The sequence below is a fragment of the Aquabacterium sp. A7-Y genome (assembly GCF_026153205.1).
In the GTDB taxonomy this organism is placed as follows: Bacteria; Pseudomonadota; Gammaproteobacteria; order Burkholderiales; family Burkholderiaceae_C; genus Caldimonas.
Window position 1 is genome coordinate 35,510 of the sequence record NZ_JAPFBW010000043.1, and the last position, 13,398, is coordinate 48,907.

Annotated in this window: 14 protein-coding genes; 4 read left to right on the plus strand and 10 right to left on the minus strand. The window is 70.4% G+C overall.

The features are described 5' to 3' along the window. Positions 1-99 precede the first annotated feature (99 nt). Complete coding sequence (locus OOT46_RS27335; RefSeq protein ID WP_265406791.1) at positions 100-1,287, plus strand: DUF748 domain-containing protein; 1,188 nt, start codon at positions 100-102, stop codon at positions 1,285-1,287. Between the two features lie 24 nt (positions 1,288-1,311). Here OOT46_RS27335 and OOT46_RS27340 read toward each other — a convergent pair whose 3' ends face one another. The 3 genes from OOT46_RS27340 to folE form a co-directional block, all read right to left on the minus strand. Continuing rightward, the gene (locus OOT46_RS27340) at positions 1,312-2,214 is read right to left on the minus strand and encodes an EamA family transporter (RefSeq protein ID WP_265406792.1); all 903 of its coding nucleotides are present in this window, start codon (positions 2,212-2,214) and stop codon (positions 1,312-1,314) included. A gap of 219 nt (positions 2,215-2,433) precedes the next feature. Continuing rightward, on the minus strand, positions 2,434-2,859 hold the full coding sequence (locus OOT46_RS27345; RefSeq protein WP_265406793.1) for a BLUF domain-containing protein: 426 nt from the start codon (positions 2,857-2,859) through the stop codon (positions 2,434-2,436). A 19-nt stretch (positions 2,860-2,878) separates the two neighbouring features. After that, a complete protein-coding gene (gene folE / locus OOT46_RS27350; RefSeq protein ID WP_265406794.1) occupies positions 2,879-3,616 on the minus strand; it encodes a GTP cyclohydrolase I in 738 nt (245 codons plus the stop codon). Between the two features lie 183 nt (positions 3,617-3,799). On the opposite strand from folE, the gene OOT46_RS27355 reads away from it, so the two are divergent. The 3 genes from OOT46_RS27355 (at position 3,800) to OOT46_RS27365 (ending at position 6,366) form a co-directional block, all read left to right on the plus strand. After that, a complete protein-coding gene (locus tag OOT46_RS27355; protein ID WP_265406795.1) occupies positions 3,800-5,650 on the plus strand; it encodes a diguanylate cyclase in 1,851 nt (616 codons plus the stop codon). A 135-nt stretch (positions 5,651-5,785) separates the two neighbouring features. Then, the gene (locus OOT46_RS27360) at positions 5,786-5,989 is read left to right on the plus strand and encodes a type II toxin-antitoxin system VapB family antitoxin (protein ID WP_265406805.1); all 204 of its coding nucleotides are present in this window, start codon (positions 5,786-5,788) and stop codon (positions 5,987-5,989) included. Beyond that, entirely contained in the window at positions 5,986-6,366 is a 381-nt protein-coding gene (locus OOT46_RS27365; RefSeq protein WP_265406796.1) for a type II toxin-antitoxin system VapC family toxin, read from the plus strand. Before OOT46_RS27360 ends, OOT46_RS27365 begins: the two co-directional genes overlap by 4 nt. A gap of 6 nt (positions 6,367-6,372) precedes the next feature. Here OOT46_RS27365 and OOT46_RS27370 read toward each other — a convergent pair whose 3' ends face one another. Genes OOT46_RS27370 through nudB form a run of 7 tightly spaced genes read right to left on the minus strand, consistent with a single transcriptional unit; the run spans position 6,373 to position 13,221 of the window. Next, positions 6,373-8,061 (minus strand): ATP-dependent DNA ligase, encoded by a 1,689-nt coding sequence (locus OOT46_RS27370; RefSeq protein ID WP_265406797.1) that lies wholly within the window; start codon positions 8,059-8,061, stop codon positions 6,373-6,375. 7 nt (positions 8,062-8,068) lie between these two features. Next, complete coding sequence (locus OOT46_RS27375; RefSeq protein ID WP_265406798.1) at positions 8,069-8,965, minus strand: metallophosphoesterase; 897 nt, start codon at positions 8,963-8,965, stop codon at positions 8,069-8,071. Between the two features lie 47 nt (positions 8,966-9,012). Next, complete coding sequence (locus tag OOT46_RS27380; RefSeq protein WP_265406799.1) at positions 9,013-9,513, minus strand: hypothetical protein; 501 nt, start codon at positions 9,511-9,513, stop codon at positions 9,013-9,015. Next, positions 9,510-10,577: a ligase-associated DNA damage response exonuclease gene (locus OOT46_RS27385; protein WP_265406800.1), complete on the minus strand. Its 1,068-nt coding sequence runs from the start codon at positions 10,575-10,577 to the stop codon at positions 9,510-9,512. Before OOT46_RS27385 ends, OOT46_RS27380 begins: the two co-directional genes overlap by 4 nt. A gap of 10 nt (positions 10,578-10,587) precedes the next feature. Then, the gene (gene clsB, locus OOT46_RS27390) at positions 10,588-11,898 is read right to left on the minus strand and encodes a cardiolipin synthase ClsB (protein WP_265406801.1); all 1,311 of its coding nucleotides are present in this window, start codon (positions 11,896-11,898) and stop codon (positions 10,588-10,590) included. Between the two features lie 3 nt (positions 11,899-11,901). Continuing rightward, positions 11,902-12,723, minus strand: a complete 822-nt coding sequence (locus OOT46_RS27395; RefSeq protein ID WP_265406802.1) for an endonuclease/exonuclease/phosphatase family protein — start codon at positions 12,721-12,723, stop codon at positions 11,902-11,904. Between the two features lie 3 nt (positions 12,724-12,726). Beyond that, positions 12,727-13,221, minus strand: coding sequence for a dihydroneopterin triphosphate diphosphatase (gene nudB, locus OOT46_RS27400; RefSeq protein ID WP_265406803.1), 495 nt, complete (start codon positions 13,219-13,221; stop codon positions 12,727-12,729). Positions 13,222-13,398 lie beyond the last annotated feature (177 nt).

A 13,398-nucleotide genomic window follows, 5' to 3' on the forward strand; every position in this document is an offset into this window, starting at 1 on the left:
GGGCGCCTGCTGCAGATTGTGTGATGAAACGCAAACCCGCTGCCCCCGCCGGCGCCGCTCTTGCAAAATCCGGGGCTACTGCCGTACGCCACGCCCGCTTTGAACACCGCTGCCGACCTGCCTCCCGCTTCCACACCGCCGCGCCGCCGCCTGCTGCGAACCGCGGCGATCGCCCTGCTGATCCTGGCGGTGCTCGCCGGCATCGGGTTTTATGTCGCTGCCCGGCAGCTGAAGGACCAGGTCCAGGCGGCGCTGGGCCCGCGCAGCGAGGTCGACGAGGTCAGGCTGGGCTGGTCGGGCGTGGAGCTGCTCGACCTGCGGGTGCGCGGCGAAAGCCGCGGGCCGCGGCGCTGGCCGGCCGAGGACGAGCTGCGCGCCCGCCGGGTGCGGGTGGTGCCCGAGCTGCTGAGCCTGCTGCGCGCCGAGGTGCGCATCCGCCGCATCACCGTCGAGGGCGGCTATGTCTCGATGCTGCGCAGCGCCGACGGCCGTCTGCGGGTCTTGCCGGCGCTCACCGCCGCAACGCCGCGCGGCGGCCCGGCACCGAAACGCGGCGGCGCCGTGCGCAAGGTGTCGCTGCCCGCGTCGGCGGCGCAGGATGCGCCCGCACCGGCCGAGGCGGACCGGCCCCTGCCGGTGCACATCGGCGAGGTGGTGCTGGACGATGCGGTGCTGGAGCTGTTCGACGCCTCGGTGCGCCGGCCGCCGCTCAAGCTCAGGCTGGAGCAGCTCGATGCCCAGGTCGGCCCACTGGACCTGCCGGCCCTGGACACACCCACCCAGGTGGACCTGCAAGGCCTGCTCAAGGGTCGGCAACGTGACGGCAGCATCAAGCTGGTCGGCGAGCTGACCCTCGCGACGCGCGACGCCCGGCTGCACGCCGACTTCAAGGGCGTCGATCTGGTCGCGCTGCAGCCCTACCTGATCCGGGTCGCCGACGCCGGCGTGCAGCGCGGCACGCTGGACCTGCGGCTGGACGCCACGGTGCGCCGGCAGCAGCTGCGTGCCCCCGGGCACCTGACGCTGACCGGCCTGGAGCTGAGCAGCAGCGGTCTGCTCGGCAGCCTGGCGGCGGTCCCGCGCGAGGCGGTGCTGGCGGCCTTGCGCAAGAACGAGCGCATCGAGCTCGACTTCACGCTCGCCGGCCGGCTCGACGACCCTGACTTCTCCTTGAACGAAGACCTCGCGACCCAGGTGGCCTCGGGCCTGGCCGAGGCGCTGGGCGTGAGTCTGGGCGGCATGGTGGAGGGCATGGGCGACATGCTCAAGGGTCTCATGGGGCAGTGAGCCCGGCCTGCGCGGGGCCTCCGTTCAGCCCAGCGCCAGCGCCGCGACGCCGAGCCCGATGCAGGCGGCACCGGCCAACCGCAGCAGCCGGTCGCCCTCGCCGAGCAGGCGTCCGCCGAGCAGCGCGGCGAACAGCATGGACACCTCGCGCGCCGGCGCCACATGGCTCAGCGGCGCCATGCGCGCGGCATACAACACCAGCACATAGGCCAGCGGGCTGATGACGGCCACCAGCAAGGCGTGGCGCCACTGCCGCCGCCAGGCCTCCCACGTGTGGGCGCGGTTGCGCAGCGCCGAGGGCAGCAGGAAGCCGATGCGCAGCAGGTTGCCGATGTAGTCGACCAGGATGGGCGAGATGAGCAGCACCTTGACCAGATAGCCGTCGATCACGGTGTAGCCGCCGATCAGCCCGCCGGTGACGAGGCCGTACAGCAGCCCCGCGCGCACCCGGGCCCGCTGCGCCGCGTCCCCTGCATGCCCCAGCAGCGACTTCACCAGCCCCGGTCCGCCCGCGATCAGGAACACGCCAGCCCCCAGCACACCCAGCGCTCCCAGGCTGGAGAGCGTCTCGCCCAGCACCAGCACCGCGAACACGGACGTCAGCAACGGCCCGGTACCGCGCGCGACCGGGTAGACCACGGTGAGATCCGAGGCCCGGTAGCCGCGCAGCAGCGTCGTGAAATAGACCAGATGCGTGACCCCGCTGGCCAGCACCAGCCCCCATTCGAGCGGCCCCCACGCCGCGATGCCCTGCCCGGCCTCCCCCGGCATCGCCGCCCAGACGCCCACCGGCAGCCAGACGACCACGATCATCACGGCGGTCAGCAGCACGAAGCGGTTGTCCCCACCCGCGTGCTTGGCCACCAGGTTCCAGACCGCATGCAGCAAGGCCGCCACGATCACCAGGGCAAAGGCAAAAGCAGACATGCAACCCCAGTTAAAACATCACCCAAGCCCCAACCCGAAGCCGAAGGCGAGCGGTCCCCAGGCAAAGCCGAAGGCGAGCCGATTCACCGAGGCGTAGCGAGAGCGGGGAGCGGCGTAGCGAGCAGGGCGAGGTGCGTCCCGAGAAGCGCAGCCGTACTCCCTGTACGGCGAGCATCGCAGGGATGCAGATCGCCCTGCGCAGTAGCCGAGCCCCGCTCTCTACGTACGGCAGAGGATGGAGGCGGTGGCGATCAACTCATCCAACAACGCCATCGACGCCCTCCCCGACACGGCATACGGATCGAGCACCGGCCGCTCCGAGTACTTGAGCAGCATCGATGGATTGATCTTCGCGAGGTTCACCTGCCCCATGGTCCAGCCGGCGAAACGCCTCTCGGCGATCTCCTCGTAGTGCAGCAGCGTCACCTCCCGGTGGCGCTCGTCGCAGACGATCTCCTTGTAGAGCGCATTCACGGCCTCGCGGCTGCCCTCCAGCACCTGCAGGAAGACCTCGCCGCCATAACAGAGGATGCCCGTGATGCCCAGGCCCGGGTTGCGGTGGCGCGAGCGGCTCAGGATGGCTTCGATGCTCTCGTGGCTCAGGGCTTCGGCGGCACGGCTGCAGTACAGCAAGCGGATCAGCATGGCGTCGGCTCCTCGGCGTTCATGACTTCTTGTTGTTGAGCAGGGACAAGAACTCGCGGCGCAGGCTCGGGTCCTTGAGGAAGGAGCCGCGCATCACGCTGTTGATCATCTTCGAGTCCATGTCCTTCACGCCGCGCCACTGCATGCAGAAGTGGTCGGCCTCCATCACGATGGCGAGGCCGTCCGGCTGCATCTTGTCCTGCAGCAGGTCGGCCACCTGGGTCACGGCTTCCTCCTGGATCTGCGGGCGGCTCATGATCCACTCGGCCAGCCGCGCATATTTGGACAAGCCGATCAGGTTGGAGTGCTCGTTGGGCATCACGCCGATCCACAGCTTGCCGAGGATGGGGCAGAAGTGGTGCGAGCAGGCGCTGCGCACGGTGACCGGGCCGACGATCATCAGCTCGCTCAGGCGCTCGACGTTGGGGAACTCGGTCACCGGCGGAATCGCCACATAACGTCCCTTGAAGACCTCCTGCAGGTACATCTTGGCGACGCGCCGCGCGGTGTCCTGGGTGTTGTGGTCGCTCTCGGTGTCGATCACCAGGCTTTCCAGCACGCCGTTCATCTTCTGCTGCACCTCGTCCAGCAGGGCTTCCAGCTCGCCCGGCTCGATGAACTCGGCGATGTTGTCATTGGCGTGGAAACGCTGCTGCGCCGCCTTGATGCGCTCGCGGATGCGCACCGACACGGGCACGCCTTGGTCGTTGTCGCCGGCGGCCGGCAGGGGGGTGGAGACCGGGGAGAGGGCACTCATGGTGGGAAGCAGCAAGCTCGGAACGTGGCTGAAACCGTCCGATGCTAGCAGGCGCGGCCGAGGCCTGGCCGCCGCTCTCCGATTCACCCCCCGCCTTCCCAGCGTGAGATCCGCACTTGCCGCCTGCTTGCCCGGGCGCCATCATGGAGCCCTTTCAAGTCCGGCGCCTCGTCAGGCGACCCCATGTTGTTGTACCTGCTTCGCTGGGTGGCGTGCGCCCTGGCCCTGGCCGCGGCGGCCCCGGCCCTCGCGCTGTCTGCGGGCGCCTCCCCCGGCGTGCTGCCGGTCTCGGTGGCCGGCACGTCGTGGCCGCGCGTCCTGTCGGCCGACATGGAGGTGCTGGAGGACCGCGAGGGCCGGCTCGAGCTGTCACAGGTGCGTGCCCTGCCGGGCGAACGCTGGAGCAGCACCGGCGGCCACGCGCTGAACCCCGGATTCTCCAGCTCGGTCTGGTGGATCCGGCTGCGGCTGTACAACCCTCAAGACCTGCCGGCGCAGCGCCTGCTGGAGCTGGCCCACCCGCTGCACGACGATGTGCAGGCCTGGCTGGTGCGGCCGGATGTCGCGCACCCCCAGCAGCACTGGCACACCGGGGACCGCCACCCCTTCGCGACGCGGCCGCTGGACTACCGCACCTTCCTGTTCCCCATGACCCTGGAAGGCGGCGGCTACCTCGAGGTCTACCTGCGCATCGCCACCCACGACGGCCTGCACGAAGCCGCCGAACTGCAGCTCTGGGACCATCGCAACCTGATCCGCGACGCGGAGCGCCTGCGCTTCGCCTTCGGGCTGTACTACGGCGCCCTGCTTGCGCTGCTGCTCTACAACCTGTTCCTGTACGCGTCCACCCACATCACGCTGTACGCCCACTACGTGGTCTACCTCGGCGCGTTTTTCGTGTGGAATTTCTCGTTCCGCGGCTTTGCCTTCCAGCACTGGTGGCCGGCGCATCCCTGGTGGGCGAACCAGGCGCTGCCCGTCATGGCGGCCTGCGCCTTTGTGACCCACGGCTTTTTCGCCATGCGCTACCTGCAGACGCGCACGTGCACGCCGCGGCTGCACCGCGGGCTGCGCGCCATGCAGGCCATCAACATCCTCTGCCTGCTGCCGGGGCTGGCTGGCTGGTACGGCGCCACCCTGGCGGTCCAGGCCGTGGTCGGCTGCCTCGGGCTGCTCCTGCACATCTTCACTGGCGCCGTGCTGCTCTTCCGCGGTTCGCGTCCGGCGCGCTACTACCTCCTGGCGTGGACGGTGCTGGCGGTCGGCATCATCCTCTACCTGCTGCGCATGGCCGCGCTGCTGCCAGCCACGCCGGTGACCGAGCATGTGCTGCAGGTCGGATCGGTGCTGGAATTCCTGCTGCTGGCCTTTGGCCTGGCGGACCGCATGAAACAGCTCGAAGACGAGAAGGTCCAGGCCGAGCGTGCCGCACTGGAAGCCAGGGCGGCATTGACCGAACAGCTCGAATCCCAGGTGCAGGAGCGCACCCGGGCGCTCGAAGCGGCCAACCGCCTGCTGGCCGAGATGGCCATCACCGACGAGCTGACCGGTGCCTACAACCGGCGCCATTTCAACGAGGTCTACGCGCCCGAGTTGCGCCGCCAGGCACGCAGCTGCGAAGGCTTCGCGCTGGCCCTGCTCGACCTCGACCACTTCAAGGCCTACAACGACCGCTACGGGCACCAGCAGGGCGATCGCGCGCTGCAGGCGGTGAGCAGCGCCGTGCGCACGCTGCTCAAGCGCTCGGGCGATGCCTTCTTCCGGCTGGGCGGCGAGGAGTTCGCGGTGATGATGCAGGCCCGGCAGCCGGACGCGGCGCAGCGCTTCCTGGAAAGCGTGTGCGAGTGCGTCGCCGAGCTCGAGCTGCCTCACGAGGGCTCGCCGCACGGCCGCGTCACGATCAGCGCGGGGCTGGTGTTCCTGTCGCCGCACGGCGGTCCGCACGATCCGCAGACCGTGTTCGCCCGGGCCGACGCCCTGCTCTACCAGGCCAAGGCGGCAGGGCGCAACACGGTCGCGAGCGCGGTGCTCTAGGTGCGCCCACGTGGCACGGGGTCCATGGCGCGCACGCGGCGAGGGGGTCCAGTTTTGATGCGCGGTGTGGAGAGGGCACGCAAATGCACCAGTTCTGATGCAGAATGCCACCATATTTGATGCAATGGAGCCGCCCTGCGAACGACCGTCACCATTGACGATGCCCTTTACAAGGAAGCGCTTGAGGTCGCGGACCCGAGCATGGACAAAGGTGACCTGTTTCGCGAGGCGATCAAGACCTTCGTGAGGGTGCAGGCCGCCAAGCGTCTCTCTGCGCTCGGAGCGACCCTGCCTGAGATGCTCGACGTTCCACGGCGCCGCGAGGACGCGCAGACGTGAAGCGCGTATTGGTGGATACCTCCGTCTGGGTCGATCACTTCCGGCACCACAACGCAGCCTTGGCGGACCTCCTGGAGCTGGATCTGGTGATGATTCACCCGATGGTGCTTGGGGAACTCGCCTGCGGTACTCCGCCATCGCGCGCACAGACGCTGCGCGACCTGGACCGCCTACAACAGACACAGCAGGCCAGCGTGCGAGAAGTGCTTGCCTTCATCGAGCGAGAGCAGCTTTACGGGTTGGGTTGCGGCCCGGTCGACCTTACCCTGTTGGCATCCACGCTGATCACGCCTGGCGTCGAACTGTGGACGTCGGACAAGCGCCTGGGAGGGCTGGCGGAGCGATTTGGCGTGATGCACCGGCCCGCGTTGCACTGACGGCTGTCACACGCCGAGCAGCGCTTCCAGGCTCTGCAGCGTGTCGGCCTCGTGCAGGGGCTTGTCGTCGCGGATGCGCAGCATGCGCGGGAAACGCACGGCGATGCCGCTCTTGTGGCGGCTGCTGCGGTTGATGCCCTCGAAGCCGAGTTCGAACACCAGCGTGGGCTTGAGGCTGCGCACCGGGCCGAACTTCTCCAGCGTGGTGCGCCGGATCACCGCGTCGATGCGGCGGAACTCCTCGTCGGTGAGCCCCGAGTAGGCTTTGGCGAAAGGCACCAGTTGCAAGCGGCCGGCCTCGGGCGGCTCACGCCGCCCGATCGCCTCGACCACCTGCCGGGCCTCGGCCGCATCGGCCGGCGCCCGGTTCCACACCGCGAAGGTGTAGTCGGTGTAGAGGCTGGCGCGGCGGCCGTGGCCGCGCTGGGCGTAGATCAGCACCGCGTCCACGCTCATCGGATCGATCTTCCACTTCCACCAGGTGCCCTCGGCCTTGGTGCGTCCCACGCCGTAGCCGGCCTCGCGGTGCTTGAGCATGAACCCTTCGACGCCGCGCGCTCGCGACTGCTCGCGCAGCGCCGCCAGCTCGGGCCAGTCGCTCGCCTGCACGACGGGCGACAAGGGCATCCGCAGGCTTTCGAGCAGGCGGCGCCGCTGCCACTGCGGCAGGCCGCGCTGGTCCTGGCCCTGCCACTCCAGGACGTCGTAGGCGATGAAACTCACCGGCGCCTCGGCCAGCACCTTTTTGGTCAGCGTCTTGCGGCCGATACGCTGCTGCAGCAGCGCGAACGGCGCCGGCCGGTCGTCCTTCCAGACCAGGATCTCTCCGTCCAGTACGGTGCCATCGGGCAACGCCTCGGCCAAGGCCACCACCTCGGGAAAGCGGTCGGTCACCAGCTCCTCGCCGCGCGACCACAGCCACACCTGGCCGGCGCGCTTGACGAGCTGGCCGCGGATGCCGTCGTACTTCCATTCGACCAGCCAGTCGGTGGCCGGGCCCAGCCGAGCCGGGAACTGCTCCAGCGCCAGGTCGACCTGGTGGGCCAGGAAAAACGGGTAAGGCTGGCCGGCATCGGCCTCGCCGACGCCGTCCTCGTGCGACAGCAGCGCCAGGTAGCGCTCGGCATCGGGCCGCGCACTGCCCTCGGCCACCATGCTCGTGAAGCCCATCATGCGCTGCGCCACCCGCTTCGGGTCCAGCCCTGCAAACTCGGCCAGCGCGCGCGTCACCAGGAGGCGCGAGACGCCGACCCGAAAGCCGCCGCCGATCAGCTTGGCCAACAGAAAGCGGCCGGCCCAGTCCAGCTCGTCCCAGTAGCTGCGAATGCGCAGGGTCTGCTCGGCCGGCTCCATGCCGCGCAGCGGCAGCAGGCGCTGCTCGACCCACTCGGCCAGGCCCACCCGGGTCTCGGCGCGCGGCGGCGGCAGCACATGGGCGATGGTCTCGGCCAGGTCGCCGACCGCCTGGTAGCTCTCCTCGAACAGCCAGTCCTCGATGCCGGCGGCCTCGCAGGCCAGTGCACGCAGCTGGCGGGTGGCGATGACCTGGCGCGGCCGTCCGCCGGCCAGGAAGTAGACGCCCCAGGCGGCGTCGGCCGGCGCCGCCTGCTCGAAGTAGCGCTTCAGCGCCGCGACCTTCTCCAGCGTCCCGGTGGTGGCGTCCAGTTCGGTGTAGAGGCGGGCGAAGGCTTCCATGACAGGCTCAGCGCAGGTCGAGCACGTCGATGACCGGGGGGTTGAGGAAACGCAGCGGCAGCTTCACCTCGCCCAGCCCGCAGGTCACGAAGGTGGGCACCGGCGGGAAACGGTAGAGGCCGCCGTCGAAGGGCTCCAGGGTGGAAATCATGTGCTGGTAGAGCCCCGGGATGCGCACCTGCCCGCAGTGCGTGTGGCCAGCCAGCGCCAGCGTCGCCGAGCCCGGCGGCAGCTCCATCGCCGCATCGGGGTTGTGCAGCAGCGCCAGGCGCGGCTTGTCGGGCGGCAGCTGCGGCAGGAGGCGTTTGCTGTCGTGGGTGGCGGACCAGTCGCGCAGGCCGAACACCACGAACTTGCCGGCGTCGGCCCAGCTGCGCTGGACCGGCCGCACGCCGTGCTTGCGCAGTGCGGCGTCCAGCTGCCGGTACAGCGGCGGGCCGGGCATGCCCTCGTCGTGGTTGCCGGGCACCGAGTAGACCGGGTGTTTCAGCCGCGCCAGCGGCGCCAGCAGTTCCTCGACCGGCCGGTCGGGCTCGTAGGTGTGGTCGCCGGCGATCAGCACGGCGTCCACGTCCAGCTCATTGAGGCGGTCCACGACGCGCTCCAGGAAGGCCGAGCTCTTGAAGACACCGACGTGGTAGTCGGCAATCAGCGCGACCCGCACCGGCACGCCCAGGCCAAGCCGGGTCTCCTTCACCGTCAGCAGCTGCGGCTCGATGAAACGCGCCTCGACGAACAGCAGCGCGAGCACGCCTGCCACCAGCGCGCGCCAGCGCCGCTGGGGCCGGCGGCGCCAGTGGCGCCAGGCCAGCCAGCACAGCGCGAGGGCGAAGGGCGCGCTGCCCCAGTAGAGCACCAGCGCGAGGAACCAGGCCGGCGAGGCCGGCCCGTAGATCGGAAACATGAAAACACCTCTCCATGGGATATCCGGCCGTCATAGCGCGGCCGTGATCAGGCATCCGGGCGCCCCGGCGTCAGCAGGCGCGACTTGAGCGCCTCGAAGCCGGGGTCCTCGTCGCTGTAGGTCTGGCGTATGGTCTCGGCGTCGCGCGCGCGGCAGCGGCCGATGAAAGCCTGCAGCTCCTGGTGGTGGTAGGGCTGCAGGTTGCGGTCGCTCAGGCGCACGATGTCCGCGATCAAGGCCCAGTCCACGCCTTCCGACGCCAGCCAGGCGCGCGCGCCAGCCGGCAGGTGCGAGACCAGCTCGATGAGTGCGGCCGGCGCGTCGGGCGAGGCGATGGCCGCCACCGAGGGCCAGCGCGACAGCATCGGCACGCCGGCAGCCGGCGGCTCCCACAGGGCGACCAGGAAGTGCGCCGGGTAGACGTCGATGTGCTGCTCGAAGACCACCTGCCCGGCGTCGAAGGCCGGCCGGATCGCGCCGACCCACAGGCCGGGTGCATAGTGGGTGGCCAGGCGGCGCGAAGCCTGGACAAGGGCCGGTCCACTCATGTTGCGTCTCCTCTGATGTCAGCTTGTTCTTCTGTGGTTTCGGCCGGCGCCCCGGACGCCTCCTCCAGCACCTCGTCACCATACTCGGTGTGGAAGGAGCCGGCCTCCAGCCCCTGGTCCTGCAGCCAGCGCACCATCACCGCCTCGTAGCCATGCGTGACGATAACGCGCGCGGCACCGGTGGCCGCGATGGCCGACATCAGGCCGGGCCAGTCGGCATGGTCGGAGAGCACGAAACCGCGGTCCACGCCGCGCCGCCGGCGCGCCCCGCGCAGCCGCATCCAGCCGCTTGCAAAGGCGTCGCTCGCGCCGGCGAAGCGACGTGCCCACACGCTGCCCTGCACGCTCGGCGGCGCCAGCGCCAGGGCCTGGCGAAACAGTGCCTTGTCGCTCACTTCGCTGACCCGCTGCGTCGGCGGCAGTGCCACGCCGGCCTCCCGGTAGGCCTGGTTGAGCGGCTCCACCGCGCCGTGCACGACGATGGGGCCGATCGAGGCCTCCACCCCCGACAGGATGCGCTGCGCCTTGCCGAAGCTGTAGCCCATCAGCAGACTGGGCCGCCCGGCCGCGGCATTGGCGCGCCACCAGTCGTTGATCTGGTCGAAGACGCTCTGCTGCGGCTCCCAGCGGTAGATTGGCAGCGCGAAGGTCGACTCGGTGATGAAGCAGTCGCACCGCACCGGCTCGAAGGGCTCGCAGGTCGCGTCGGCCTCGACCTTGTAGTCGCCCGAGACCACCCAGACCTGCCCGCCGTGCTCGACCCGCACCTGGGCCGACCCCAGCACATGCCCGGCCGGGTGCAGCGAGAGCCGCACGCCACGGTGCTCCACCACCTCGCCGTAGGCCAGCGTCTGCAGGTCGATCTCGCCCAGGCGCGCCCGCAGCACGCCCTCGGCGCGTGAGGCTGCAAGGTAGTGGCCGTGACCGACACGCGCGTGGTCGGCGTGGGCGTGGGTGATGACGGCGCGCGGCACCGGTCGCCAGGGGTCGATGTAGAAGTCGCCCGGCGGGCAGTAGAGGCCCTCCGGGCGCTCGACGATGAGGTCCTGGGCGGCAGCGGCCATGACCCCGCCCTCAGTAGCGCCCGGTGGCGCCCGCCACCCGCAGGTAGATGTGCGCGGCCCAGGCGACAAAGGCGCGCCGCACCCGGCTCCACCAGTTGGGCACGCCCAGCTCGGGCCGGGTGACCTCGTGCGAGACCGCGAAGGCGCTGTCGAGCTCGCTCGCGAGCTCGGCGACGAACCCGGGATCGCGCACGATCACGTTGGCTTCCAGGTTGAGCAGCAGCGACAGGGGGTCGATGTTGGAGCTGCCGACCGTGGCCCAGCTGTCGTCGACCACCGCCACCTTGGCGTGCAGGAAGGCCGGCATGTACTCGTAGACCCGCACGCCGTGGGCCAGCAGCTCGTCGTAGAGCACCCGCGCCGCCAGCCCGGCGATGCGGTAGTCGAGCTTGCCCTGCAGCAGCAGGCGCACGCGCACGCCGCGCTGGGCCGCCAGGCGCAGCGCGCGGCGGAAGGCCCGGCCCGGGTAGAAATACGGCGAGACCAGGTCGACCCGCTCGCGGGCCCGGCGGATCGCCTCGATGTAGGCCCGCTCGATGGTGCGGCGCTGGCGCAGGTTGTCGCGCACGACGAAGGCCGCTCGCATTGGCCGGGTGTCGGCCACGGCCTCGGTGTGGCGGGCCCAGCGGGTCGCCTGCAGGCGCCGCATCAGGCGCCGGGCGCGGGCCACCCGGTGGGGGCTGCGTGCCAGCCCGGCGAGTTCCTCGCGCCAGTCGCGCCCCAGCGTGGCGCGGGTCCACATCGCGCGGGCGGTCTGCTCGATCGGCACCACGGTCGGGCCCTTGACCTCGACCGCGTAGTCCAGCCGCGGCGCCTCACCCCAGCCGTGTCGCAGGTCCAGCAGGTCGTCGATCACGTTGATGCCGCCGACGAAACCGATGGCGCCATCGACCACACACAGCTTCTGGTGCAGCCGGCGCAGCTGGCCGGGCCGCAGCCAGCTCCACCAGCCTTTGATGGGCCGGAACACGACCACCCGCACGCCCGCCTCACGCAGCTGCGGCAGCAGCCGGGGCAGCGTGGCGAGCGAGCCGAAGCCGTCGAGGATCACCCTCACCCGCACGCCGCGCCGGGCCGCCGCGCCGAGCGAGGCCGCCACGCAGTTGGCGGCCTCGTCGTCATGGAAGATGTAGGTCGCGAACCAGACCTCGTGGCGGGCCGCCTCGATGGCCTGGCACATCGCGGGGAACAGCTCCTTGCCGCCGCGCAGCAGGCGCACCTGGTTGCCGCCGAGGAATTGCGCCCGGGTGTGGCCGTACCAAGCCAGCGGCCCGGCGGGCAGCAGGCCCTGGGGGTCGGTGCGCAGGGGCCGGGCCGTCATCGCTCAGCCTGCCAGCTCCAGTTCGGCCACCAGGGGCAGGTGGTCCGACATGCGGGCCCAGCTGGTGCCGCGCGGCACGAAGGTCGAGACGCACCGCATGCCGCGCAGGTAGAAGCGGTCGAGCGAAAACACCGGCACCCTGGACGGGAAGGTGAGTGCCCGCTTTCCATTGGGCGCCAGACCGCGCGAGAGCCCGCAGGCAGCCATGAGTCCGTCGAGCTTCTCGCCCCAGTCGTTGAAGTCGCCCGCCACCACCAGCGGCGCGTGCTCCGGCACGTGGACCTTGATGAAGGCGGCCAGCTTCTCGACCTGGCGCACGCGGCTGGAGTGGATCAGTCCGAAGTGCGCGACGATGGCGTGCAGCTCGGTGTCCTGCCAGCGCACCGGCACGTGCAGCAGCCCGCGCTGCTCGAAGCGGTGGTCGGAGACGTCGTGGTGGCCGATGTCGCCGATGGGCCAGCGCGACAGCAGCGCGTTGCCGTGCTCGCCGCCGCGCGTGAAGGCGTTGGTGCGGTAGGCGACCTCATAACCTTCGGGCGCCAGGAAGTCGGCCTGCGGCTGCGTCGGCCAGCCGAAGGAGCTGCGCTGGAAGCGCCGCGCCTCCAGGTCGTGGTAGCTGCGCACCTCCTGCAGGAACACCAGGTCGGCGTCCAGCGCCTCCACCCCCAGGCCCAGGTTGTGGATCTCCAGGCGCCGCCCCGGCCCGATGCCGCGCACGCCCTTGTGGATGTTGTAGGTCGCGACCCGCAGCAGGCGGTCGTCGGCGGCGGCGCCGGTGGTGCTGCCCGAGGGCAGCAGGGTCGAGTTGAGCGGATTGGTGCCCATGCCTCACTCCCCGAGAAATCGCGGCAGCTGCAGCACCGCCTCGGCGTTCGAAGGCGAAAAGCAGCGGTCGGCCGCCTCGCGCCAGGGCAGCCACTCGTAGCGCAGGTGCTCGCGGGGCGCGAGCCTCACCGGCACCTCGCGCGGTACGCGCAGGCCGAACACGTTCTCGGTGTTGTGGGTGATGCCGGGGCCGTAGCGGTGGCGCCAGACGGGGTAGATCTCGTAGACGTTCTGCAGGCCCCAGTCCTGCAGACAGGCCAGCGGCACCTCGGCGCTGCCGGGCCGCGGCGGGGTCTCGACGACGTGGATGCCAGTTTCCTCGGCGACCTCGCGGCGGGCGGTCAGCGCGAGCGGTTCGTCGGGACGGTCCTTGGAACCGGTGACGCTCTGCCAGAAGCCGGGTTGGTCGGCACGCTCGAGCAGCAGCACCTGGCGGTCGGCGGTGTGGATCACCACCAGCACGGATTCGGGGATCTTGAAGGGTCGCTGACTCACCATGAACGTCCAGGATGCCGGGGCGGCACGGCCGATTGTGGCTTAGATGCAGAGGGTCTGCCGTCAGTGCAAGTCCGACGCGCGGGGTGGGGGAAGGTGTGTTCGCGCGTGGGGTTGTGGTTGTGGTTGTGGTGTTGTTGGTGTTCGTTGCGTGGAAGCCTGCTGGCGCAGGCGCGCCCC